The organism is Williamsia serinedens (genome assembly GCF_024171725.1).
GTDB classification, from domain to species: Bacteria; Actinomycetota; Actinomycetes; order Mycobacteriales; family Mycobacteriaceae; genus Williamsia_A; species Williamsia_A serinedens.
Genome location: NZ_JAMTCG010000004.1, coordinates 98,038 through 120,595 on the forward strand (window position 1 = coordinate 98,038; position 22,558 = coordinate 120,595).

General features: G+C 70.3%; 25 protein-coding genes. 8 read left to right on the plus strand and 17 right to left on the minus strand.

The window, feature by feature from the left end:
* Nucleotides 1–3: 3 nt before the first annotated feature.
* Nucleotides 4–441 (minus strand): MarR family winged helix-turn-helix transcriptional regulator, encoded by a 438-nt coding sequence (locus tag LX12_RS11470; RefSeq protein ID WP_253654697.1) that lies wholly within the window; start codon nucleotides 439–441, stop codon nucleotides 4–6.
* 64 nt (nucleotides 442–505) lie between these two features.
* Here LX12_RS11470 and LX12_RS11475 point away from each other — a divergent pair, with 64 nt between their 5' ends.
* Nucleotides 506–1,246 (plus strand): SDR family oxidoreductase, encoded by a 741-nt coding sequence (locus LX12_RS11475; RefSeq protein ID WP_253654698.1) that lies wholly within the window; start codon nucleotides 506–508, stop codon nucleotides 1,244–1,246.
* 62 nt (nucleotides 1,247–1,308) lie between these two features.
* On the opposite strand, the gene nrdF is transcribed toward LX12_RS11475, so the two are convergent.
* From nrdF to LX12_RS11500, 5 genes are all read right to left on the minus strand, one after another.
* Complete coding sequence (gene nrdF / locus LX12_RS11480; RefSeq protein ID WP_253654699.1) at nucleotides 1,309–2,313, minus strand: class 1b ribonucleoside-diphosphate reductase subunit beta; 1,005 nt, start codon at nucleotides 2,311–2,313, stop codon at nucleotides 1,309–1,311.
* A 43-nt stretch (nucleotides 2,314–2,356) separates the two neighbouring features.
* Nucleotides 2,357–4,549: a class 1b ribonucleoside-diphosphate reductase subunit alpha gene (gene nrdE / locus LX12_RS11485; RefSeq protein ID WP_253654700.1), complete on the minus strand. Its 2,193-nt coding sequence runs from the start codon at nucleotides 4,547–4,549 to the stop codon at nucleotides 2,357–2,359.
* 60 nt (nucleotides 4,550–4,609) lie between these two features.
* Complete coding sequence (gene nrdI, locus LX12_RS11490; RefSeq protein WP_253654701.1) at nucleotides 4,610–5,086, minus strand: class Ib ribonucleoside-diphosphate reductase assembly flavoprotein NrdI; 477 nt, start codon at nucleotides 5,084–5,086, stop codon at nucleotides 4,610–4,612.
* Between the two features lie 58 nt (nucleotides 5,087–5,144).
* Nucleotides 5,145–5,378: a redoxin NrdH gene (locus tag LX12_RS11495; RefSeq protein WP_253654702.1), complete on the minus strand. Its 234-nt coding sequence runs from the start codon at nucleotides 5,376–5,378 to the stop codon at nucleotides 5,145–5,147.
* Between the two features lie 290 nt (nucleotides 5,379–5,668).
* Nucleotides 5,669–6,229: an NADPH-dependent FMN reductase gene (locus LX12_RS11500; protein ID WP_253654703.1), complete on the minus strand. Its 561-nt coding sequence runs from the start codon at nucleotides 6,227–6,229 to the stop codon at nucleotides 5,669–5,671.
* A 128-nt stretch (nucleotides 6,230–6,357) separates the two neighbouring features.
* On the opposite strand from LX12_RS11500, the gene LX12_RS11505 reads away from it, so the two are divergent.
* Nucleotides 6,358–7,002 (plus strand): TetR/AcrR family transcriptional regulator, encoded by a 645-nt coding sequence (locus tag LX12_RS11505; RefSeq protein ID WP_372504988.1) that lies wholly within the window; start codon nucleotides 6,358–6,360, stop codon nucleotides 7,000–7,002.
* A 9-nt stretch (nucleotides 7,003–7,011) separates the two neighbouring features.
* Here the strand turns inward: LX12_RS11505 and manA are convergent, their stop codons facing one another.
* Genes manA through LX12_RS11520 form a run of 3 tightly spaced genes read right to left on the minus strand, consistent with a single transcriptional unit; the run spans nucleotide 7,012 to nucleotide 10,764 of the window.
* Entirely contained in the window at nucleotides 7,012–8,247 is a 1,236-nt protein-coding gene (manA, locus tag LX12_RS11510; RefSeq protein ID WP_253654704.1) for a mannose-6-phosphate isomerase, class I, read from the minus strand.
* A complete protein-coding gene (locus LX12_RS11515; protein WP_253655086.1) occupies nucleotides 8,247–9,341 on the minus strand; it encodes a hypothetical protein in 1,095 nt (364 codons plus the stop codon). The genes manA and LX12_RS11515 overlap by 1 nt, the downstream gene beginning before the upstream one ends.
* Nucleotides 9,342–9,360: 19 nt before the next feature.
* Complete coding sequence (locus LX12_RS11520; protein ID WP_253654705.1) at nucleotides 9,361–10,764, minus strand: phosphomannomutase/phosphoglucomutase; 1,404 nt, start codon at nucleotides 10,762–10,764, stop codon at nucleotides 9,361–9,363.
* Nucleotides 10,765–10,862: 98 nt separating this feature from the next.
* Between LX12_RS11520 and LX12_RS11525 the strand changes: the two genes are divergently transcribed.
* Nucleotides 10,863–11,936 (plus strand): phosphatase PAP2 family protein, encoded by a 1,074-nt coding sequence (locus LX12_RS11525; RefSeq protein WP_253654706.1) that lies wholly within the window; start codon nucleotides 10,863–10,865, stop codon nucleotides 11,934–11,936.
* On the opposite strand, the gene LX12_RS11530 is transcribed toward LX12_RS11525, so the two are convergent.
* On the minus strand, nucleotides 11,907–12,311 hold the full coding sequence (locus tag LX12_RS11530; RefSeq protein WP_253654707.1) for a DUF3499 domain-containing protein: 405 nt from the start codon (nucleotides 12,309–12,311) through the stop codon (nucleotides 11,907–11,909). The genes LX12_RS11525 and LX12_RS11530 overlap by 30 nt on opposite strands.
* A 77-nt stretch (nucleotides 12,312–12,388) precedes the next feature.
* On the opposite strand from LX12_RS11530, the gene LX12_RS11535 reads away from it, so the two are divergent.
* The gene (locus LX12_RS11535) at nucleotides 12,389–12,907 is read left to right on the plus strand and encodes a metallopeptidase family protein (protein WP_253654708.1); all 519 of its coding nucleotides are present in this window, start codon (nucleotides 12,389–12,391) and stop codon (nucleotides 12,905–12,907) included.
* A 43-nt stretch (nucleotides 12,908–12,950) separates the two neighbouring features.
* On the opposite strand, the gene LX12_RS11540 is transcribed toward LX12_RS11535, so the two are convergent.
* Complete coding sequence (locus LX12_RS11540) at nucleotides 12,951–13,280, minus strand: WhiB family transcriptional regulator (RefSeq protein ID WP_372504989.1); 330 nt, start codon at nucleotides 13,278–13,280, stop codon at nucleotides 12,951–12,953.
* A 346-nt stretch (nucleotides 13,281–13,626) separates the two neighbouring features.
* On the opposite strand from LX12_RS11540, the gene cofD reads away from it, so the two are divergent.
* The 3 genes from cofD to LX12_RS11555 are packed head-to-tail and all read left to right on the plus strand — an operon-like array spanning nucleotide 13,627 to nucleotide 16,585.
* A complete protein-coding gene (cofD, locus tag LX12_RS11545; RefSeq protein WP_253654709.1) occupies nucleotides 13,627–14,634 on the plus strand; it encodes a 2-phospho-L-lactate transferase in 1,008 nt (335 codons plus the stop codon).
* Nucleotides 14,631–16,007, plus strand: coding sequence for a coenzyme F420-0:L-glutamate ligase (locus tag LX12_RS11550; protein ID WP_372504990.1), 1,377 nt, complete (start codon nucleotides 14,631–14,633; stop codon nucleotides 16,005–16,007). The genes cofD and LX12_RS11550 overlap by 4 nt, the downstream gene beginning before the upstream one ends.
* Nucleotides 16,004–16,585, plus strand: coding sequence for an NUDIX hydrolase (locus LX12_RS11555; protein WP_253654710.1), 582 nt, complete (start codon nucleotides 16,004–16,006; stop codon nucleotides 16,583–16,585). Before LX12_RS11550 ends, LX12_RS11555 begins: the two co-directional genes overlap by 4 nt.
* A 163-nt stretch (nucleotides 16,586–16,748) precedes the next feature.
* Here the strand turns inward: LX12_RS11555 and glgC are convergent, their stop codons facing one another.
* The gene (gene glgC, locus LX12_RS11560) at nucleotides 16,749–17,969 is read right to left on the minus strand and encodes a glucose-1-phosphate adenylyltransferase (RefSeq protein ID WP_253654711.1); all 1,221 of its coding nucleotides are present in this window, start codon (nucleotides 17,967–17,969) and stop codon (nucleotides 16,749–16,751) included.
* Between the two features lie 87 nt (nucleotides 17,970–18,056).
* Between glgC and glgA the strand changes: the two genes are divergently transcribed.
* Nucleotides 18,057–19,226 (plus strand): glycogen synthase, encoded by a 1,170-nt coding sequence (glgA, locus tag LX12_RS11565; RefSeq protein WP_253654712.1) that lies wholly within the window; start codon nucleotides 18,057–18,059, stop codon nucleotides 19,224–19,226.
* Here glgA and LX12_RS11570 read toward each other — a convergent pair.
* The 5 genes from LX12_RS11570 to LX12_RS11590 all read right to left on the minus strand — a co-directional run bounded on the left by LX12_RS11570 (nucleotide 19,208) and on the right by LX12_RS11590 (nucleotide 22,558).
* Nucleotides 19,208–20,035, minus strand: coding sequence for a putative RNA methyltransferase (locus LX12_RS11570; protein WP_253654713.1), 828 nt, complete (start codon nucleotides 20,033–20,035; stop codon nucleotides 19,208–19,210). The two genes, glgA and LX12_RS11570, sit on opposite strands and share 19 nt — an antisense overlap.
* A gap of 21 nt (nucleotides 20,036–20,056) precedes the next feature.
* Nucleotides 20,057–20,224 carry a DUF3117 domain-containing protein gene (locus LX12_RS11575; protein ID WP_005171222.1) on the minus strand — a complete coding sequence of 56 codons (168 nt, stop codon included), beginning with the start codon at nucleotides 20,222–20,224 and terminating at the stop codon, nucleotides 20,057–20,059.
* A gap of 51 nt (nucleotides 20,225–20,275) precedes the next feature.
* Nucleotides 20,276–20,626: a DivIVA domain-containing protein gene (locus tag LX12_RS11580; protein WP_308213997.1), complete on the minus strand. Its 351-nt coding sequence runs from the start codon at nucleotides 20,624–20,626 to the stop codon at nucleotides 20,276–20,278.
* A 62-nt stretch (nucleotides 20,627–20,688) separates the two neighbouring features.
* On the minus strand, nucleotides 20,689–21,519 hold the full coding sequence (locus tag LX12_RS11585) for an SDR family oxidoreductase (RefSeq protein ID WP_253654714.1): 831 nt from the start codon (nucleotides 21,517–21,519) through the stop codon (nucleotides 20,689–20,691).
* Between the two features lie 70 nt (nucleotides 21,520–21,589).
* The gene (locus LX12_RS11590; protein WP_253655089.1) at nucleotides 21,590–22,558 is read right to left on the minus strand and encodes a glucosyl-3-phosphoglycerate synthase; all 969 of its coding nucleotides are present in this window, start codon (nucleotides 22,556–22,558) and stop codon (nucleotides 21,590–21,592) included.

Genomic DNA, 22,558 nt, shown 5'->3' on the forward strand with positions numbered 1-22,558 from the left:
CCGTCAGTCCCCCAGGATCGCCTCCATCGCCGCGGCGAACTCCGCGCGACCGCGCTCGTCGAGTCGGTCCAGGAGATGAGCACGGATCGACTCGGCATGCGCGGGGCGCGCCGGCACGAGTGCGTCGCGACCCGCGTCCGTGATCTCCACCATCACGGTCGATGCATCGACGGCATTGCGCGACACCAGGTCCCGCTTCTGCATGCGGGTGATCTGATGCGACAACCGACTCTTGTCCCATCGCATCGACGTCGCGAGTTCCTGCTGTCGGAGCCGCCCGTCTCCCAGGTCGACCAGGCGGGTCAGCACGCCGAATTCGGGGCCGGTCAACCCGGACGCAGCGAGGATGTCTCGTTCGACCGCCGCCGACACCGACTCCCCCATGCGCTTGAACGCGTGCCAGATCGCGACCTCGTCGGGTTCGAGAACATCGTCGGACACAGCAGCAGCGTAGGGCGTCTATGACGGGTTGTCATGTCAACCATGCAGCACTAGCGTGGTTGACATGACAACTCTCCTTCCGGACGCCGCCATCGTCACCGGCGCATCCCGATCGATCGGCCGGGCGATCGCCGAACGACTGGCCCGCGACGGGCGGCCCGTCGTGGTCGGATACGCACACCGCGCCGACGAGGCCGCAGTGACGGTCCGAGCGATCGCCGAGTTCGGCGGGCGAGCCGTCGCCGTAGGCGGTGATGTCGCCGACGGCGACACCGCGGCGCGTCTCTTCGATGCGGCCGACGCCGAGTTCGGCGGTGCGGCGGTGCTCGTCGCGAACGCGGGGGTCAGCGTTCTCGGACCGATCGCGACGTATGACGACGACGCCTACGACCGCGTGTTCGACGCCAGTGCCCGCGGCACGTTCCGCTGCCTGCGTGCCGCCGCCGCCAGGCTCGCAGACCACGGCAGGGTCGTCACGGTGTCGAGCACAGCCGTCGCCACCGCGACACCCGGCATGGGCGTCTATCTGGCGGCGAAGGCCGCGGTGGAGACCATGACCCGCGTCGCAGCGAAGGAACTCGCCCCGCGCGGGATCACCGTCAACGCCGTCGCGCCCGGGTTGGTCCGGTCGGAGATGTTCGCGGACGGTAAGACGGCCGAAGAGCTCGCCGCCATCGCGAGGTCTGCTCCCCGAACCCGTCTCGGCGAGATCACCGAGATCGCCGACGCCGTCTCCCTCCTGACCGCACCAGACGCGAGCTGGATCAGCGGCCAGGTCATCCGTGTGAACGGCGGTGTCGCCTGAGACGACGAAATGCCCCGACCGTTCGGTCGGGGCATTTCGCGTTGTGGCTCAGATGAACTGGTCTAGAAGTCCCAGTCCTCGTCCTCGGTGTTGACGGCCTTGCCGATGACGTAGGAGGAGCCCGACCCGGAGAAGAAGTCGTGGTTCTCGTCGGCATTGGGCGACAGCGCGGACAGGATCGCCGGGTTCACCAGCGTCTCGTCGCGCGGGAACATGGCCTCGTAGCCGAGGTTCATCAGGGCCTTGTTGGCGTTGTAGCGCAGGAACGTCTTCACGTCCTCGCTCAGACCCACCTCGTCGTACAGCCCTGCGGTGTAATCGGTCTCGTTGTCGTAGAGCTCGAACAGCAGCTCGAAGGTGTAGTCCTTGAGCTCCTGCCGGCGCTCGGGCGTCTGCACCTCGAGGCCGCGCTGGTACTTGTAACCGATGTAGTACCCGTGGACGGCCTCGTCCCGGATGATCAGGCGGATCAGGTCGGCAGTGTTGGTGAGCTTGGCGCGGCTCGACCAGTACATCGGCAGGTAGAAGCCCGAATAGAAGAGGAACGACTCGAGCAGCGTCGAGGCGACCTTGCGCTTCAGCGGGTCGTCGCCACGGTAGTAGTCCATGACGATGCGCGCCTTGGTCTGGAGGTACTCGTTCTCCTCCGACCAGCGGAACGCCTCGTCGATGTCACGGGTCGAGCACAGCGTCGAGAAGATCGAGCTGTAGCTCTTGGCGTGCACCGACTCCATGAACGCGATGTTGGTGAGCACCGCCTCCTCGTGCGGGGTGGTCGCGTCCGGGATGAGCGACACCGCGCCGACCGTGCCCTGGATGGTGTCGAGCAGCGTCAGGCCGGTGAACACCCGCATCGTCAGCTGCTTCTCGAGGTCGGTGAGGGTGTTCCACGACGGGATGTCGTTGGACACCGGCACCTTCTCGGGCAACCAGAAGTTGCCGGTCAGGCGGTCCCAGACCTCGGCGTCCTTCTCGTCGGGGACGCGGTTCCAGTTGATCGCCGAGACCCGGCTGACCAACTTGATGGGCGCGCCGTCGGCGGGCGAGTGGCTCTGGGTGGACGTCATCGTGCCTCGCTCGGGGTGTCGGTGATGGTCGGTCGGAGAGGTGTCACAGCATGCACGAGACGCAGCCCTCCACCTCGGTGCCCTCGAGGGCCAGCTGACGCAGACGGATGTAGTACAGCGTCTTGATCCCCTTGCGCCAGGCGTAGATCTGCGCGCGGTTGACGTCACGGGTGGTGGCGGTGTCCTTGAAGAACAGCGTCAGGCTCAGACCCTGGTCGACGTGCTGCGTCGCCGCGGCGTAGGTGTCGATGATCTTCTCGTACCCGATCTCGTACGCGTCCTGGTAGTACTCCAGGTTCTCGTTCGTCATGTACGGCGCCGGGTAGTAGACGCGACCGATCTTGCCTTCCTTGCGGATCTCGATCTTCGCGGCGACCGGGTGGATGGAGCTGGTCGAGTGGTTGATGTAGCTGATCGACCCCGTCGGCGGGACCGCCTGCAGGTTCTGGTTGTAGATCCCGTCGCGCTGCACCGCGGCCTTCAGCTCACGCCAGTCGTCCTGGGTCGGGATGTGGATCCCGGCCTGGCCGAACAGATCCCGCACGCGCTGGGTCGCCGGCTCCCACGTCTTCTCGGTGTACTTGTCGAAGAACTCACCGCTGGCGTACTTCGACTTCTCGAACCCGCCGAACGCCCGACCGCGCTCGCGGGCGATCGCGTTCGACGCGCGCAGTGCGTGGAAGAGCACCGTGTAGAAGTAGATGTTCGTGAAGTCGATGCCCTCCTCGCTGCCGTAGAAGATGCGCTCACGGGCGAGGTAGCCGTGCAGGTTCATCTGCCCCAGGCCGATGGCGTGAGAGCTGTTGTTGCCCTCCTCGATCGACGGCACCGAGGTGATCGCCGTCTGGTCGCTGACCGCGGTGAGGCCGCGGATCGCGGTGGCGATGGTCTGGCCGAAGTCGGGCGAGTCCATCGTCTTGGCGATGTTCAGCGAACCGAGATTGCACGAGATGTCCTTGCCCACCTGGGAATAGGACAGGTCGTCGTTGAACGTCGACGGTGTCGACACCTGCAGGATCTCCGAGCACAGGTTCGAGTGCGTGATCTTGCCGTCGATCGGGTTGGCCCGGTTCACCGTGTCCTCGAACATGATGTAGGGGTAACCCGACTCGAACTGCAGCTCGGCGAGGGTCTGGAAGAACTCGCGCGCCTTGATCTTGGTCTTGCGGATCCGCTTGTCCTCGACCATCTCGTGGTACTTGTCGGTCACGTTGATGTCGGCGAACGGCACCCCGTAGACGCGCTCGACGTCGTAGGGGCTGAACAGGTACATGTCGTCGTTCTGCTTGGCCAGCTGGAACGTGATGTCGGGGATGACGACACCCAGCGACAGCGTCTTGATGCGGATCTTCTCGTCGGCGTTCTCCCGCTTGGTGTCGAGGAAGCGGTAGATGTCCGGGTGGTGGGCGTGCAGGTACACCGCGCCGGCACCCTGACGCGCGCCGAGCTGGTTGGCGTAGGAGAACGAGTCCTCGAGCAGCTTCATGATCGGGATGACACCCGAGCTCTGGTTCTCGATCTTCTTGATCGGCGCGCCGTGCTCGCGGATGTTGCTGAGCAGCAACGCGACTCCGCCGCCACGCTTGGACAGCTGCAGCGCGGAGTTGATCGACCGGCCGATCGACTCCATGTTGTCCTCGATGCGCAGCAGGAAGCACGAGACCGGCTCGCCGCGCTGCTTCTTGCCCGAGTTGAGGAAGGTGGGGGTGGCCGGCTGGAAGCGGCCGGTGATGATCTCCTCCACCAGCTCCTTCGCCAGCGCGGTGTCACCGTCGGCGAGGGTGAGCGCCACCATGCACACGCGGTCCTCGAAGCGCTCGAGGTAGCGCTTCCCGTCGAAGGTCTTCAGCGTGTACGAGGTGTAGTACTTGAACGCCCCGAGGAACGTCGGGAAGCGGAACTTCTTCTTGTACGCGTATCCGAAGAGGTCCTTGACGAACTCGCGGTCGTAGCGCTCGAGGACCTCGGCCTCGTAGTAGTTCTCCTCCACGAGGTAGTCGAGCTTCTCGTCGAGGTCGTGAAAGAACACCGTGTTCTGGTTGACGTGCTGCAGGAAGTACTGGTTGGCGGCCTCGCGGTCCTTCTCGAACTGGATCCGCCCGTCCGCGTCGTACAGGTTCAGCATCGCGTTCAGCGAGTGGTAGTCCAGCTCACCCGGATCGTGGCCGGCAGGACTCGGGTGCGCACCGGAGGTGGCGGTCGCGGTGTCGGACACGGTGGCTGCGGTGGGGGTCACGAGAACTCCTGCTCGACGGGTGCTGGGGAGAGAGGAACAGACGGGTGGCGGGGCGGGCGCTCAGGCGCCGGCCGGGACCAGGTCGATCTGGTCCGGATCGCTGACGGCGCGACTGCGACCGAACTCGGCCAGGCCGTCGCGCACACGCTCGACGTCGTGGGCGGTGCCCATCAACTCGAAGCGGTAGAGGTAGGGGACGCGACACTTGCGCGACACGATGTCCCCGGCGAGGCAGAACTCCTCACCGAAGTTGGTGTTCCCGGCGCCGACGACGCCGCGGATCAGCGAGCGGTTGCCCGGATAGTTCAGGAACGTGATGACCTGCTTGGGCACGTACCCCGACCGCTCCCCTGTCGCCTTGCCGCCCCCGTAGGTGGGGAGGATCAGGACGAAGGGCTCGTCGACGACGAACGTCTCCGGGTGGTGGAGCGGGATGCGCACCGCCCGCAGGCCTGTCTTCTCGACGAATCGGTGGGTGTTCTCCGACACCGACGAGAAGTAGACGACCAGCGGCGCCGACGAGGGGGTCTCGGTCACGGTGGACCTCCCTGTCTGACTACCGGTGGACGAAACGGATGGGGCGGGACGCGAGGCGTCAGGCAGCGGCGGTCGCGAGCGCCTTGATGCGGTCGGGACGGAAGCCCGACCAGTGCTCGTCGCCGACGACCACGACGGGCGCCTGCAGGTAGCCGAGCGCCATGACGTAGTCCCGCGCGTCGGAGTCCTCGGTGATGTCGACGACGTCGTACTCCAGACCCTGCTTGTCCAGCGCCTTGTAGGTCGCGTTGCACTGGACGCAGGCCGGCTTGGTGTAGACGGTGATCGCCATGGGAACTCCTCGGGTGACGCGAGCGGTGGACGCGAGAGCGGGCCGTCGGGACGGCCTCGAGGACCGGTTCCTGACGTGGTTCTCGGGGGCCTCACCGGCGTCCCGATCACTACACCTAGTGTCTCACATCCGTCCCCGACACAACAGCTTGCGAATGACATTCGTGAAAGTCGCAGGTCGCGCGCGGCCGCGTCGCGATCCGTCGGCGTGTCGCGCGTCACAAACGCCGACGCCGACCCCGGGACGGATCACATCCGTGGCATTCCCGGGGTCGGCGCGCAGTAGATCGGTCAGGCGGCGACGGCGGCGGCGAGCGCGGTGATCGCGGCGCGGACGCGGTCGGTCACTTCGGACACCTCCGCGACGGGCGCGTCGCCGAGGCTCGCCGCCGCGATCGGCACCGCGGCCTCCTCGACGACCACGCCGCCGGCGACGCCGACCGACCGCTGGGTGTCGTCGATGGCCCACTTGCCGCCGTACCGACCGGCGGATGCGCCGATGACGGCGACCGGCTTGCCCTTCAGCGCCCCGGCGCCGTAGGGACGCGACGTCCAGTCGATCGCGTTCTTGACCACCGCAGGCATGGTGCCGTTGTACTCGGGCGTCACGATGAGGACGGCGTCGGCGGCGTCGATCTCGGCGCGCAGACGTGCCGCGGCGGGGTCGAGCGGCTCGCTGTCGATGTCCTCGTCGTAGAACGGGACGGCCCGCAGGTCCTCGACGATCCGCACGGTCGCACCCGCGGGTGCGTGTTCGGCGGCGACCTGCGCCACCTGGCGGTTGACCGATCCCGAGCGGAGGCTGCCGACGAGGACGGCGATGTCGGCGGGGCGCTGCTGCGTCGATGTCATGGTTTCCTCACTTCGGAGCACGGGCGGTGCCACCGGACGCGGCACCCGACGCCGATGCAAACGGACCCGGGTCCGAAACCATTCCGCGGGATGACGGCACGTCCCCGACCTCGCGCTACGCTCGCCACGTGACCACCGACCTGCCGCTGCCCGGCGACGCCCGGACCGCGTGCTCCTCGCGCGCGGAGCTGCCCGTCGTCGACGACGTCGAGTCCGTCCGGGCCGACGCGGTGCGCAACCGGTCGATGCTCCTCACGGCGGCGCAGCGCCTCGTCGAACAACACGGGGCCTCGGCGGTGACGATGGACGAGGTCGCGCGGGCCGCCGGCGTCGGCAAGGGAACCGTCTTCCGACGCTTCGGCACCCGCGCCGGGCTCATGCGCTCGCTGCTCGACCATTCCGAGACCGAGATGCAGCGGGCCTTCCTCAGCGGGCCTCCCCCGCTCGGTCCCGGCGCCCCCGCACGCGAGCGACTGGTCGCCTACGGACGCGCCCGGCTGGCGATGGTGTGCGCACACCTCGACATCCTCACCGAGGCCGACGAGGCCGCCGGTCCGCTGCGCCTCGACCACCCGGCACGTCGCGTCTCGGCGATCCATGTGCAGTCACTGCTGGTCGAACTGGGGTTCACCGCCCCGGCCGTCGCCGTCCGCGAGGCGGTCATGGCGCCGCTCGAGCCCGCCGTCGTCGGCTTCCTGCTCCACCGCGAGGGGATGACGCTCGAGGAGATGGGCGACCACTTCGAGGAGTTCGCGCGCTCCCTCTACCCCTGACGGACGCGCTCAGCTCGCCGGGACGATCGCCCGGAAGAAGACCGCCGAGCTCGACGCGGCGCGGACGACCACATCGGGATCGGAGTCGGCCAGCCACAACGACCGGCCCGGCGTGACCGACACGTACTCCGTGCCGTGGCCACGGACCTCGATCGTGCCGCTGATGACCGTGAGGATCTGCGGCCCCGGCGCGTCGAGGGAGACCGACGACGGCCGGTGCGTCCCCGTGCCGTCGAGCTCGATGCGCGACAGTCGGAACTCCGGTGCGGGCGTGGAGTAGATGCGCTCGGGTCCGACGGTGTGCACCGTGGGCAGCAGGTCGGTGACCGCCGACGGGGAGAAGTCGAGGACGGCGAGCAACTCGGGCACGTCCATGTGCTTGGGGGTGAGACCACCGCGAAGGACGTTGTCGGAGTTGGCCATCACCTCGACCGCGGTACCCCGCAGGTAGGCGTGCAGGTTCCCCGCGCCGAGGAACAGCCCCTCACCGGGCGACAAGCGCAGCCGGTTGAGCAACAGGACGGTCAGCACACCCGGGTCCATCGGGTACGCCTCGCCGAGTTCGAGCACCGTCTGCAGTTCGAGGGCGAAGCGCCGCTCGCCGGAGTTGAGGTAGGCGATCGCACCCTCGAGCACCGCGGGGACGACGCTGCGCAGGATCGAGTCGGGCAGGGTCAACCACGTCGTGAACAGCGCCCGGAGGCCGTGCGAGTCCGGCTGACCGGCGAGAAGTCCGAGATACGAGTCCAGTTCGGGCACTTGGAGATCGCGCAGCAGATCCACCGTGACCGACGGGTCACGGAAGCCGGCGAGCGCGTCGAACTCGCTGAGCGCCACGACGAGTTCGGGCTTGTGGTTGTCGTCCCGGTAGTTGCGGTGCGGAGCGTCCACCGGGATGCCCGCGGCGTTCTCGCGGGCGAAGCCGGCACGCGCCTGCTCCTTGGTGGGGTGGGCCTGCAGAGACAGCGGTTCCTCGGCGGCGAGCACCTTGAGCAGGAACGGCAGCCGGTGGTCGAAGCGGTCCGAGCAGTGCGCACCCAGCTGACCTGCCGGGTCGGCGTCGATGACGGTGAGCAGGTCCTCCCCCGCGGCCCCGTCGACGCAGTGCGCGGGCGCGGCGGGATGCGCCCCGAACCACAGCTCGGCCTCGGGATGCGGTGAGGGCGTCGGCATCCCGCGCAGGGACGCGATCGCGGTCCTCGATCCCCACGCGTAGGGACGGACGACGCCGTCGAGGGTGCGCATCACCGCGCCCCGATCAGCCGCAGGTAGACCGATGCCATCTCGACGCGGACGGCCAGGACGAGCAGCGACTCGACGTCGCCGGGTCCGTCTGCGACGGGCGCCTGGTCCGGTGTCGGTGCGGCGTCGTCGGTCGCGGTGAGGACGTCGACGTCGCCGAGACCCGAGACCCGCTGTCGCGTCGTCCATTCCGCGGACGGCGTGGTGAGTACGAGCACCCGCGGCGGCGGTGCGGCCAGGGGCGGATCGAAGTCGGGATCGTGGAAGATCGGGTCCACCTCGGGGACGACGGGGTCGGCGGCAGGCCGGGCTGCGACGGCGAGCGCGTCGGACACCGCGGCCGCAACACCCGACAGTCCCGCGACGGCGTACATCGTGCGCGCCGCGTGCGCGGCGAGGGCCATGGTCGCAGGCGTGTCGCCCGCCCACACGGCCTGGCGGCCCTCCACCCGCGCGGCCAACGACTTGGCCGCGTTGTGGAACGACTCGTTGCCGGGATGCGCGGCCGACGCCTCCGCGTCGAGCGTGTCGGCGAGGGCCGCGGCGTCGAATCGGGTTCCCGCGGTACGCACCTCACCGAGCGCCGCGATGACGGCGGCCATTGCCGCGACGTGCCCGCAGAACCGGAAGGGGTCCGGGGCGGGGACGCGCGGGGAGAGGTTCAGCCCGGCACCGGCGGCCGCCTCGGCCACAGGACCCTCGACGGGGACGTCGAGCACCAGCTCGGCGTGCCGACGCACCGCACGCGCCGCGGCGTCGGCAAGCGCCCGATCGCCCGCGTCGTCGCCGGACACGACCACCACGTCCAGGGGGCCGACCCACCCCGGGATGGACGGCGCCACAACGAGCGGCACGTCGGTGTGCGGGGACATCGTCGCCACCACGAGGTCGGCCGCGTCACGCGCGGTGCCACGGCCCACCACCACGACCACAGCACGGGGACGCACCCGTGCGAGCGGCTCGAGGACACCCTCGTCCACCGCAGCGGAGATGGCGCGCACCTGCGCGCCCGCGAGCGCGCCGGCACGCAGCAGGCCGTCGACGTCCGCGCCCTGCAGCTGCGAGACGTCGTCGAGATCGATTGCGCCGGTGAGCATCATGGCCAACGTGTAGAGGTCAGGACCGGACGATGCCGAGGACGGCGTCCACGATCTCGTCGACGCGCCCGGTGGTCGCCGCCTCGGCGTTCAGACGCAGCAGCGGCTCGGTGTTGGACGCCCGGAGGTTGAACCACGACCCGTCGGTGAGCTCGACGGTCACCCCGTCGAGACGGTCGACCGAGGCGGTCTGGTCGGCGAAGGCCGCGATGACCGACTCGGTGGCCGCGGCGGCATCGGCGACGGTCGAGTTGATCTCGCCCGACGCGACGTACCGCTCGTACCCGGCGAGCAGCTCGGAGGCGGGGACATCGGTCTCCCCCAACGCAGCGAGGACGTGCATCGCCGCGAGCATGCCCGAGTCCGCACCCCAGAAGTCGCGGAAGTAGTAGTGCGCCGAGTGCTCGCCGCCGAACACCGCGCCCGTCTCGGCCATCTGCTGCTTGATGAACGAGTGTCCGACGCGGGTGCGCACCGGCGTGCCCCCGCGCTCGGACACCAGCTCCGGCACCGCCCGGGAGGTGATCAGGTTGTGGATGATCGTCGCCCCGGGGTGCTTCGCCAACTCGCGCTCGGCGACCAGACCGGTCACCGCCGACGGCGAGATCGGTTCTCCTCGTTCGTCGACGACGAAACAGCGGTCCGCGTCACCGTCGAAGGCGAGGCCCACGTCGGCGCCGGTCTCCCGCACGTAGGCCTGCAGGTCGACCAGGTTCGCCGGGTCGAGGGGGTTGGCCTCGTGGTTGGGGAAGGTGCCGTCGAGCTCGAAGTAGAGTGAACGGAGGGTGAACGCAGGGTTCGAACCGAGGACCGCGGGCACGGTGTGCCCGCCCATCCCGTTCCCCGCGTCCACGGCGATCGTCAGCGGTCGGCTACCGGAGAGGTCCACCAGCCCGTGCAGATAGGTCGCGTAGTCGTCCAGCACGTCCTGCTCGCTCACCGTCCCCCGTGGACCGTCGAACGCGGGCGTGCCGTGCAGCAACTCGTCGGAGATGGTCGCCAGACCCGTCTGTTGACCCACGGGCTTGGCGCCCGGGCGGCAGAGCTTGATCCCGTTGTAGGCGGCCGGGTTGTGGCTCGCGGTGAACATGGCGCCCGGTACGTCGAGTCTTCCGGAGGCGAAGTAGAGCTGGTCCGTCGACGCCAGACCGATCAGGACGACGTCGAGACCCTGGTCGCAGACGCCGTCGGCGAACGCCTGGGCGAGCTCGGGCGACGAGGCCCGCATGTCGTGTCCGACGACGACCGAGCGGGCATCCTCACCTCGCATCAGGGCGGCGAACGACCGTCCCACGTCGGCGACGAAGGCGGCGTCGATCTGCTCGCCGACGAGGCCGCGCACGTCGTAGGCCTTCACGATCGCGGCGATCGACTCGGCGGTGCGGGGTGCGGTGACAGTGGGCACCCCGGTCGGGTCGGACACGGTGCTTCTCCTCGACTCCGGGCGCACACGGCGCCGACGCGTGACGGGGACGACAGGGTCGTCGGGGTCACAGTCAGCCTAGTCGGTGGAGGTCTCCCGTGACCGGGCTCCGGGCCCCCGATCGCACCGGCGTGATCGCCGGCGACGGCACGGCACGCATGACCGTCCTGCGACGCTGCGCACTGACGCTCTGGGCCCTCGTCGTCGCGACGCTGGCGCTCACTCGCACCCTCACCTTCGACCTCGGCCCCGTGATGGCGGTCGTCATCACCGGCCTCGTCGCGGCGTCGATCGGTCGACGGAACCCGCTGCTGGTGCTGCGGGACTGGCTGCCGTTCGCCCTGATCCTGTTCGCCTACGAGCACACCCGCTCGGCCGCGGCGTTCCTCGGGATGCCCACGCACTGGGCGCTCGCCGTGGACGTCGACCGGGCGGTGTTCGGTGTGGTCCCGACCGTCTGGCTGCAGGAGCGGCTCAAGCACCTCGACCCGCAGTGGTGGGAGATCGTCACCAGCGCCGTCTACATGTCCTACTTCCTCGTCCCCTACGCGCTCGCCGGGTGGCTGTGGCTCCGCGACCGGGACCGGTGGCGCGGGTTCGTCGTCCGGTTCATGGCTCTGTTCGTGCTGGGCCTCGTGGGCTACATCCTCGTCCCGGCCGCGCCCCCGTGGGCCGCCGCACGGTGCACGACCGAGCAGGTCGCCGACGGCCCCGCGTTCCCCGACTGCATCACCACCTCGCCCGCGGACGTGCGGGACGGCGGGCTCCTCGGGCAGGTCGACCCCGACGACGACACCGCGAACCCGTGGGTGGAACGGATCTCGAGCCGCGGCTGGGAGGCGTTGCACATCGGACCCGTCCGCGACGTCGTCGAGGTCGGGCAGGGGCGGTCGAACCAGGTGGCGGCGATCCCGTCGCTGCACGCCGGGGTGACCGCGTTGCTCGCGATGGTCACGTGGAGCGCAGGCACCTGGCGGACGCGCACGCTGTGGGTCGGTTACGCGGCGGCGATGGCGTTCACGCTCGTGTACGCCGCCGAGCACTACGTGTTCGATCTGGTCCTGGGGTGGGGGCTGGCCGCGATCGTGATGGTCGTGATCGGCCGAGTCGAGCGGCGACGGGCGGCCCGTGCGTCGGAGGCGTCAGTCGACGGGGTCGGGCAGGACGCGTAGGTGTCCGCGTCGGCCCGGACGCGGACGGGTCCCGACCGCGGGTGGGGCGGTGAACGGGGCGTGGTCCACCGCGGCGGAGCGTGCCGTCGCGGAGCCGGAGTCACGGACGACGCCCTCGCGGACGGCCTCGGCCAGTGCGGTCAGATCGTCCTCGTCGCCCACGGGTGCGGGGTACCCGCCGGCGCTGCGCATCATCTCCCAGCCGCGCGGCACGGTGATCCGACCGGCGTGCTGCTCGCACAGGTCCCACGAGTGGGGCTCGTCGCTGGTGGCCAGCGGGCCGACCACGGCGACGGACTCGGCGTAGACGAACGTCAACGTGGCGACAGCGGGCGCGGCGCAGCCGGGCCTGCTGCAGTGACGAGGACGTCTCACCCCGCGAGGTTATCCCGGCGACACGACACCGACGCGGGCGACACACCGCGCCCGCGGTCCGTGTCTACACTCTCGCCATGTCCCGTCCCCCGCGCTCGTCGTCGACGCGTTCCGACGTGGGTGCGTCACCGTCGCGGTCGGGACGACGGCGCCGCAGCCGGGACCGGCGGGGGCGGGGTCTGCGATCGCGGCTGTTGCCGCCGGATCTGCCCGCCGCCAACACGCGGTCGGAGTCCTTCGACCTGATCGTGCTCGAGGCCTTCGCGGAGATCGACGCGCGGTGGCACGACCGCCTGGGCGATCTGGACCTGGCGGTCGACGAGATCCCGCGGATGCTCCCACGCGACCCGGAGACGGTGCAGTGGCCGGACGAGGTGACCGCCGACGGCGCCATCCCGCTGGCGCGGCTGCTCCCGGCGGGGATCGACGCCCAGGGACGTCCGTCGAAGGCGCGGATCGTGGTGTTCCGCAAACCGTTGGAGAGCCGGGCCGATTCCGGCGACGACCTCGTCGATCTGGTCCACGAGGTCCTGGTGCATCAGGTGGCGACGCACCTCGGTGTCGACGAGGACACCATCGATCCCGACCCGCGCTAGGGGGTCGGCGCGGGCGCCCAGGTCCCGCGGAGAGCGGGAACGCTCAGATGATGCCGCGCTTGAGGCGACGACGCTCGCGCTCGGACAGGCCGCCCCAGATGCCGAAGCGCTCGTCCTTGTGCAGGGCGTACTCGAGGCACTCGGCCTTCACCTCGCAGCCGGAGCAGATCCGCTTGGCCTCGCGGGTGGAGCCGCCCTTCTCGGGGAAGAAGGCCTCGGGGTCGGTCTGGGCGCACAGGGCGCGCTCCTGCCACTGCTCCTCGCCGTCGTCGAGGAGCGCGTCGAAGTCGTCGGTGACCAGGGTCAGGTGGGGGGTGTTCGGTGCCGGCGTGCGCGACGGGAATCCGTCACCCAACATGTGTTCATACGACATCGCCGGGCCTCCTCGTGGTTCCGATGTCCGATCGCCCGTGCGGGAGATCGTCTGGTGTGCAATGACCTGCCCGGGGACGGGTGGTCGACTCAAACCGCGTTCCGTGTTCACCGTGCCGTTCGAACATGTGATCGAAAACCATGCGGGGGAACGCATCTCGGTCACAAATCGCTAATGACACTGGTGTGATTAGACACGCTCGCTCGCTGCGGGGTCAAGCGGAACGGCCAGATTGCTAATACCACCAGGCGGTCGGGTTGCCGCCGATCCGCGTGTGTGGCGTGTCGCACGTGCTCAGCACGGCGTCGTACGACGGTCGACACGGCCATGACTACAGTGGGTCGACGTGAAGGCAACGGTCCTGGTGGGCGGCGTCGGCGGCGCCCGGTTCCTGCAGGGCGTCCGCCACCTGCTGGGCCCCACCGCGTTCCCCGCGGGTGACGTCGAACCCACGGCACCGCAACCGGATCCGAGCATCACCGCGATCGTCAACGTCGGTGACGACGCGTGGATGCACGGCGTGCGGATCTGCCCCGACCTCGACACCTGCATGTACACGCTCGGCGACGGCATCGACACCGACCGCGGCTGGGGTCGGCGGGACGAGAGCTGGAACGCCAAGGCCGAACTCGCCGCCTACGGCGCCGATCCCGACTGGTTCGGCCTGGGCGACCGCGACCTCGCCACCCACCTCATCCGGACCCAGATGCTCGACGCCGGGTACCGGCTGTCGGACATCACCGCGGCGCTCTGCAAGCGATGGCAGCCCGGCGTCCGGCTGCTGCCGGCGAGCGACGACCGCCACGAGACCCACGTCGTCGTCACCCGCGAGGAGGACGGCGCCAAGGTCGCCATCCATTTCCAGGAGTGGTGGGTCCGCTACCGCGCCAAGATCCCCACGCACGGCTTCGCCCAGGTCGGTTCCGAGGAGGCGACACCGGCGCCCGGCGTCGTCGAGGCGATCGCCGACGCCGACATCGTCCTGCTGGCCCCGAGCAACCCGGTCGTCAGCATCGGCGCGATCGTCAGCGTGCCGGGCGTGCGGTCGGCACTACGGACGACAACGGCGCCGGTGGTCGGCATCTCCCCCGTCATCGGCGGCGCACCGCTGCGCGGCATGGCCGACGAGTGCCTGTCGGTGATCGGCGTCGAGACCTCCGCAGAGGCGATCGGTGCCCACTACGGAGCACGGTCGGGCACGGGCATCCTCGACGGGTGGCTCGTCGCCCCCGACGACACCGCGGACATCCCGGGCGTCGCGACCGCGAGCGTCCCCCTGGTCATGACCGATCCCGCCACGACCGCCGAGATGGTGCGCGCCGCCTGCCGTCTCGTCGGGGTGGACCCGACGTGACCGAGCCCGACGGGACCGACTCCCCCGTGGTCGGCCGCGACCACGCCGCGTCCGGACACATCACGATGTGGGCCGTGGCCGGCCTGCCCCGGTTCACCGACGGCGACGATGTCGCCGCCGCGATCGCCGCCGCCGCGCCCGACCTGCAGTCGGGTGACGTCCTCGTGGTCACGTCCAAGATCATCTCGAAGGCGGAGGGCCGCACGGTCGTCGCCCCCACGGACCCCGAGGAACGGGATGCGGTGCGACGCAAGCTCGTCGAGCAGGAGTCGGTCCGCGTCCTCGCCCGGAAGAACCGGACGCTCATCACCGAGAACACACTCGGGATCGTGCAGGCCGCCTCCGGTGTCGACGGGTCGAACGTGGGGACCGACGAACTCGTGCTGCTGCCCGTCGACCCCGACGCGAGCGCTCGTCGCCTCCGCGACGGCATCCGCGAGACGCTCGGCGTCGAGGTGGCCGTCGTCGTCACAGACACGATGGGGCGCGCCTGGCGCACCGGACAGACCGACGCGGCCATCGGCGCTGCGGGGATCGCCGTCACCCACCCCTACGAGGGTGTCCGCGACCGGTGGGGCAACGAACTCGTCGTGACCGACATCGCGGTCGCCGACGAGATCGCCGCCGCGGCCGACCTCGCGAAGGGCAAACTCGGAGAGACACCGGTCGCGGTGATCCGCGGCCTCTCGCCCCGCGACGACGGTTCCACCGCACGGGATCTCGTCCGACCCGGCGAGGAGGACCTCTTCTGGCTCGGTGCCGACGAGGCCCTCGCCCTGGGTCGCCGCCAGGCCCTCCTGACGCGCAGTTCGGTCCGGGCCTTCACCGACGAACCGGTCGACGAGGCGCAGATGCGTGCCGCCTTCGCCGAGGCGCTCACCGCGCCGGCGCCGCACCACACACATCCCGTGCGGTTCGTCTGGGTGCGCGACCCCGATCGCCGGCACCGCCTGCTCGACGCCATGGCCGAGCGGTGGGAACGGGACCTGACCGCCGACGGGAAGACCGCGGCGTCGATCGAGAAGCGGCTGCGTCGCGGCCAGATCCTCTACGACGCACCGGAACTCGTCGTCCCGATGCTGGTGATGGACGGCGCGCACGACTACCCCGACACCGCCCGCACCGACGCGGAACACACCATGTTCACCGTCGCCGCGGGCGCGGCGGTGCAGGGTCTGCTCGTCGCACTGTCGGTCCGTGGGATCGGGAGCTGCTGGGTCGGGTCGACGATCTTCGCGGCCGACATCGTGCCCGGACTGCTGGACGTGCCCGCGGACTGGGAACCGTTGGGGGCCGTCGCGATCGGTCACCCGGCGGCGGAGACCGGGCTGCGGTCGCCCGCGGTCACCGACGGTCTGGTGCACGAGCGGTGAGCGTCGTCTCGCTGCACGCGTCCACCGTCGAGGCGCTGACCGCGTTCGCCGCGCCGGACGCGGGACAGGATGCGCTGCGGCACACGATGCTGGCCTTCCTCGCCGCACGGGAGGACGCATGTCTCCGCGCGTGCGAGCCGGGGCACATCACCGCGTCGACCCTCGTCCTGGACCACACCGGCCGCCACGCGCTGCTCACGTTGCACCCCCGGGTGGGCGCGTGGATCCAGCTGGGCGGGCACTGCGAGCCCGACGACGCGTCCCTGTACGCCGCGGCCGTCCGCGAGGCCGTCGAGGAGTCGGGCGTCGACGGCGTCCGACTGCACGCGGAACCCGTTGCGCTGCACACGCACCCGATCACCTGTTCGCTCGGCCTGCCGACCCGCCACCTCGACGTACGGTTCCTCGGCGTCACCCCGCCGACCCCCGACGGCACCCCGCCGCCCGTCGTCCGCAGCGACGAGTCCGTCGACCTGCGATGGTGGCCCGTCGACGACCTGCCGGCGTCGGCCCGCACCGCCGAGATGACCCAGCTCGTCGACGCGGCGCTCGTCGCCCACAGCGCCCTGGTCGCCTGACCGACCGCCACTCGCCCACAACTCGTCGAGTGGGCGGCTACAGACGTCGATTGGGCAGTTGTGGACGTCGGCTGGGCGGTCACCGACGGGCGGCGCCCACTCGACGTCCGGAAACGCCCAACCGACGTCCGGAAACGCCCACTCGACGAACTCGAGGTCGCTGTCAGGCGCCGATACGCTGGCCCTTGCCGACGGCGACGACGCCGCCGGCGCTGACCGCGTACTTCTCGCGGTCCTTCTCGGGTTCCACCCCGACGATCTCGCCGGGGCCGACGACCACGTTCTTGTCGAGGATGGCCTTGCGGACGACGGCGCCGCGGCCGATGCGCACGCCCGGCATCAGCACACTGCCCTCGACGGTCGCGCCGTCGTCGATGATGACGTTGGAGCTGAGAACCGAGTTGCGCACGGTCGCCGCGGAGATGATCGAGCCCGCCCCGACCACCGACTCCTGGGCGAGACCGCCGTGCACGAACTTCGCGGGCGCGAGGTTCTCGGCCGCACCGCGGATCGGCCACCGCCGGTTGTACAGGTTGAAGATCGGGTGCACAGACACGAGATCCATGTGGGCGTCGTAGAAGGCGTCGAGCGTCCCGACGTCGCGCCAGTAGCCCTTGTCGCGCTCGGTCGCGCCGGGGACCTCGTTGTCGGCGAAGTCGTAGACGTACGCCTCACCGCGGTTCACGAAGCCCGGGATGATGTCGCCGCCCATGTCGTGGTCGGAGTCGCTGTCCTCGGAGTCGGCCTTGATCGCGTCGACGAGGGCCTTGGTGGTGAACACGTAGTTGCCCATCGACGCGAACGTGGCGTCGGGGTCGTCCGGTGTGCCGGGCGGGTCCTTGGGCTTCTCGAGGAACTGCGTGATCCGACCGGACTCGTCGGAGTCGATGCAGCCGAACGCGAACGCCTCCGAGCGGGGCACCCGGATCCCGGCCACCGTGGCGGCCGCACCGGACTCGATGTGCGCGGCCACCATCTGCTCGGGGTCCATGCGGTACACGTGGTCGGCGCCGAACACGACGATGTAGTCCGGCTCCTCGTCGTAGACCAGGTTGAGTGACTGGAAGATCGCGTCGGCGCTGCCGGTGTACCAGCGCGGCCCGAGACGCTGCTGCGCGGGGACCGGGGTGATGTACTCGCCGTTGAACCCCGACAGTCGCCACGTCTGGGAGATGTGACGGTCCAGCGAGTGCGACTTGTACTGCGTGAGGACGCAGAGCCGTTGGTAGCCCGCGTTGACCAGGTTGCTCAGCACGAAGTCGATGAGTCGGTAGGCGCCGCCGAACGGCACCGCCGGCTTGGCACGGTCCATGGTGAGCGGGTAGAGGCGCTTGCCCTCCCCGCCCGCCAGCACGATCCCGAGCACATGCGGCTGTGATCTCACACCGTCAACCTATCGGTCATCGGAGGCCCGGGCCACATCTCCCGGCGCATGGCGGAGACCGCCGGACACGCACTAGCGTCGTCTGTCATGCGAGTGGCGATGATGACGCGTGAGTATCCGCCCGAGGTGTACGGCGGTGCCGGGGTACACGTCACCGAGCTCGTCCGGCACCTGCGCGCGCTCGCCACGGTCGACGTGCACTGCATGGGCGCGCCCCGCGACACCGCGCACGTCTACACCTCCGACCCCGGGCTCACCGGTGCCAACGCCGCGCTGACCACGATGTCGGCGGACCTGCGGATGGTCGCCGGCGCCGAAGGGGCCGACGTGATGCATTCGCACACCTGGTACACCGGGCTCGCCGGGCATCTCGCGGCGCAGCTCTACGGCGTGCCCCACGTGCTGACCGCGCACTCGTTGGAACCGCGCCGGCCCTGGAAGGCCGAGCAACTCGGTGGCGGGTACCGCCTGTCGAGCTGGGCCGAGCGCAACGCCGTCGAGTACGCCGACGCCGTGATCGCGGTGTCGGCCGGTATGCGCGTGGACGTCTGCGACGCCTACCCCCGTCTCGACCCGGAACGGGTGCACGTGGTGCGCAACGGGATCGACACGACGACGTGGGCGCCTGTCGCCGACCCGTGGACCGACGACTCGCCGCTCCGGGCGCTCGGCGTCGACCCCGACCGCCCGATCGCGGTGTTCGTCGGCCGCATCACCCGCCAGAAGGGTGTCGCCCACCTCGTCGCCGCCGCGCACGAGTTCGACCCCGACATCCAGCTGATCCTCTGCGCGGGCGCCCCGGACACCCCCGAGATCGGGGCCGAGATCGCCGCGGCAGTGGCGTCACTGTCCGAACGGCGCAGCGGCGTGCACTGGGTCCAGGAGATGCTCCCGACCGACAAGGTCGCCCAGATCCTCACCGCGGCAACCGTCTTTGTGTGCCCATCCATCTACGAGCCCTTGGGCATCGTCAACCTCGAGGCGATGGCCTGCGGGACCGCGGTCGTCGCCTCGGACGTCGGCGGTATCCCCGAGGTGGTGCGGGACCAGGTGACCGGTCTGCTGGTCCCCTACGACGCCACCGACGCCCGAGGGTTCGAGTCGGGGCTGGCCACCGCGGTGAACACCGTCGCCGGGGACGCCGCACGTGCGACGGAGATGGGCGCCGCGGGCCGTGAGCGGGCGATCGCCGAGTTCTCCTGGGACTCCATCGCCGAGCAGACCGTCGCGGTCTACCGTCAGGCGCTGGCCTCGTAGACCGACACGGTCGTCGAGACGGTGACCGAGGTCGACGCCGGCATCGCTGCTGCCCGATCGGCGATCTGCGCCGGCGCGACGTGGTGTGCGGACGGGCCCATCGCGACCAGGTCGGCGACGAGGTCGCGATCCGCGTCGACGGCGTACTCGACGAGACGCCGATCGCGACGGGTGAACGCGGCGCTCATCGTGGCGCCCAGGCGATCGGACTTCGTGGGGTCGACGCCGATCATGCCCATCGGTGCGACGATCTCGCCGAGGTGGCGGGGCGTCGGGGCGACGACGACCACCCGCCCACCGGGGCCGAGCACCCGCGCGAACTCGCCGACGTTGCGGGGTGAGAACACCGACAGCACCGTGTCGACGACACCGTCGCGCACCGGCAGACCTGCCCAGGCGTCGGCCACCACCGCGCCGATGCGGTCGGACACGCGCGCGATGGCGCGGGCACCGGGCTTGGAGAGGTCGAGACCGACGCCACGTCGGTCGGGGGCGTCGGCGACGACCTGCGCGAGGTGGTGGCCCGTTCCCGCCCCCACGTCGAGGACAGCCTCCCCGACGGTCACGTCGAGCAGGGCGTCGGTGACAGGACCGAAGTGACCGGCACCCTGCACCCGGTCCCGCGCGGCGATCATCTCCGGGGTGTCGGACCGCAGGCCGTGCGCACCGCCGGCGAGCAGCGACACGTACCCCTGTCGCGCGATGTCGAAGACATGCCCGCGGTCGCAGATGACCGAACGGTCGTCGATGTCGACCTCACCGCCGCACACGGGGCACGCGAGGAGGTCGACGACGGAGGCCAGGGTCACCGGCCGCCCGGGTGTCCGCCGTCAGCCGGCGACGCCACGCAGTTCTTCGCCCAGTGCCGCGGCCTCGTCGGCGGTCAGCTCCACGACCAGACGTCCGCCGCCCTCGATGGGGATGCGTACGACGATTCCTCGCCCTTCCTTGGCTGCTTCAAGGGGACCGTCGCCGGTCCGTGGCTTCATCGCCGCCATGTCACAAGCTCCCTCCGAGAACACGCCGTCGTTCGGCGTCAGGGTTCGATCTTATGCGGCCGGACCGCGGTCGTCCCCCGGCGCGTCGGCTTCGGCCCGCGAGAAGTCGTTGGCCTCGCGGCCCTGCAGGTCCAGCACGACGCCGCGCAGCTCGTCGATCTCGCGGGCCAGCTTCTCCAGCGCCCAGTCCACCTCGGCCTGCTTGTAGCCGCGGAACACCAGCGCGAAGCGCAGATCGCGCACGTCGGCACCGGTGATCCCGGCCCGGGGCAGGCGGGTGAGCGTGGTGTCGGGATCGAGCGCGGGCAGGTCCTCACCGCGGCCGAAGACGAACCAGACGACGGCGAAGACGACCGCCACCACCAGCACCATGACGAGCAGGTAGAGCAAGAGGGTCTGCACGCCCCCGACGGTAGCGGGTGAGACGTCGCGTCCGGCGGACGCCACAGCGTCGTGGGCGAGCGCTACGGGGCGACGACGCCGCGCAGCCCGTCCTCGCCGAACAGCGGCTCCAGCATGGAGCTGTAGTCGGGTCCGCGACGCAGCATCTGACCACCGTCGACGTTGACGACCTGACCGGTGATCCACGTCGACGCGTCGCCGAGCAGGAACGTCGCCAGGGCCGCGATGTCGTCGACCTCGCCCACCCGCGGCAGCGGCGTGGCGGCGGCGTAGTCGGCCGAGAGCTCCGGGGAGTCCAGGACGAGGGCGACGAGCTCGGTGCGCGTGAGGCCCGGTCGGATGCCGTTGACCCGCACGTTGCTGGCGCCGAGTTCGTCGGCGGCGAGCCGCACGAGGTGGTCGACGGCCGACTTGGTGACGCCGTACGCGCCGAACCAGCGGTGGGTGTTCGACGACGCGATGGACGAGATCGCCACGATCGACCCGCCGCCCGCACGCACCAGCTCCCGCGCGGCGTGCTTGATCGTGTACATCGTGCCGTTGACGTTGAGGTCGACGGTGTTGCGCCAGGCGGCGCTGTCGATCTGCGTGACCGGTCCGATGGTCTCGCTGCCGCCGGCGCAGGCGACCACGCCGTCGAGTCGTCCGGCGCGTTCGACGACCTCGGAGACGGCCGCCGCGACCTGCTCCTCGTCGGTGATGTCGGCGGCGACGGCGTGCACCGACCCCGCACCGTCGATCTCCGACACGGTCGCGTCGAGACGCTCGCGGTTGCGGCCGAGGATGGTGACGTCGGCCCCGCCGGCGACGAGCGACGCCGCGATGCCACGGCCGATCCCGCTGCCGCCGCCGGTGACCAGGATGGACTTGCCGGAGACCGAACCGACCGTCATGCGCGCTCCCATCGAAGGTGGACCACGTCCAGAACTGGAACGTGTTCTACCGATGAGACCACACCGGACGTCAGGAGGCGCGGACCCCCCGCGTGACGGCGGGACGCAGTGTGTTCATGGGCGGCCGATCGGCGAGGTGCACCTCGGTGGTGTGCGGGGTGAAGGTGCCGTCGGCCTGGGCGGTGAACTGGGTGAGACCGACACCGGAATCGTCGATGCCGCACCGTCGCATGAACGTCCCGACGATCTGTCGGCTCATCACGCCGAGTTCGATCAGCGGGCGGTTGCGGTGGGTGCGCACGCCGAGGTTGACCTGCGCGATGCCGGGCATGCCGTAACGGTCGTAGGTGTCGATGAGCAGACCGATCTCGACGCCGTAGCCCGGCGCGAACGGCACCGACGACAGCAGCTCGCGGGTTCCGGCGTACTCGCCGCCGAGCGGCTGCAGCACCGACGTGAGGTCGGGCTTGAGCGAGGCGAGGAGCGGTCGGGCGACGAGCTCGGTGACCCGGCCGCCGCCGTTCGGGTCCTGGGCGCCACCGGTGCGCAGCGGACGCCGGTAGTAGCCCTTCACCAGCTGCACCGACTCGTCGAGCAGGAGCGGTCCGAGGAGCTTGGGCACGAACATCGGGTCGGGGTCGAGGAGGTCGGAGTCGACGAAGGCGATGAGGTCACCGGTGGTCGCCGCGATGGACCGCCACAGCACCTCGCCCTTGCCCGCGACGGGCGTCAGCTCGGGGACGGCGGCCTCGCGGCTCACCACGCGGGCCCCGGCCTCGGTCGCCCGCTCGGCGGTGGCGTCGGTGGAGCCGGAGTCGAGCACGATCAGTTCGTCGACGAGGGTCCCGAGCAAGGGGCGGATCGACGCGACGACCGCGCCGACGGTCTCCTCCTCGTCGAGCGCGGGCAGCACCACGGAGACGGTGCGTCCGCGCTTGGCCGCGACGAGCTCGTCGACGGAGAAGTCGGGTCGTTCGAAGGTGTGCGTCTCCGACCAGGCGAGTGCCTGCGGGTCGACGTCGGCCGGTGCCGGCCACAT

Excerpts from the sequence above, each read along its gene's own strand:
- nrdF (WP_253654699.1), bottom strand. The coding sequence starts at position 2,313 with ATGACGTCCACCCAGAGCCACTCGCCCGCCGACGGCGCGCCCATCAAG.
- manA (WP_253654704.1), bottom strand. The coding sequence starts at position 8,247 with ATGCGCACCCTCGACGGCGTCGTCCGTCCCTACGCGTGGGGATCGAGG.
- LX12_RS11585 (WP_253654714.1), bottom strand. The coding sequence starts at position 21,519 with ATGACGGTCGGTTCGGTCTCCGGCAAGTCCATCCTGGTCACCGGCGGC.
- LX12_RS11495 (WP_253654702.1), bottom strand. The coding sequence starts at position 5,378 with ATGGCGATCACCGTCTACACCAAGCCGGCCTGCGTCCAGTGCAACGCG.
- LX12_RS11515 (WP_253655086.1), bottom strand. The coding sequence starts at position 9,341 with ATGCTCACCGGCGCAATCGATCTCGACGACGTCTCGCAGCTGCAGGGC.
- LX12_RS11590 (WP_253655089.1), bottom strand. The coding sequence starts at position 22,558 with ATGTGGCCGGCACCGGCCGACGTCGACCCGCAGGCACTCGCCTGGTCG.
- LX12_RS11535 (WP_253654708.1), top strand. The coding sequence starts at position 12,389 with ATGTCCCGTCCCCCGCGCTCGTCGTCGACGCGTTCCGACGTGGGTGCG.
- LX12_RS11475 (WP_253654698.1), top strand. The coding sequence starts at position 506 with ATGACAACTCTCCTTCCGGACGCCGCCATCGTCACCGGCGCATCCCGA.
- LX12_RS11500 (WP_253654703.1), bottom strand. The coding sequence starts at position 6,229 with ATGACATCGACGCAGCAGCGCCCCGCCGACATCGCCGTCCTCGTCGGC.
- glgA (WP_253654712.1), top strand. The coding sequence starts at position 18,057 with ATGCGAGTGGCGATGATGACGCGTGAGTATCCGCCCGAGGTGTACGGC.
- LX12_RS11540 (WP_372504989.1), bottom strand. The coding sequence starts at position 13,280 with ATGTCGTATGAACACATGTTGGGTGACGGATTCCCGTCGCGCACGCCG.
- LX12_RS11575 (WP_005171222.1), bottom strand. The coding sequence starts at position 20,224 with ATGGCGGCGATGAAGCCACGGACCGGCGACGGTCCCCTTGAAGCAGCC.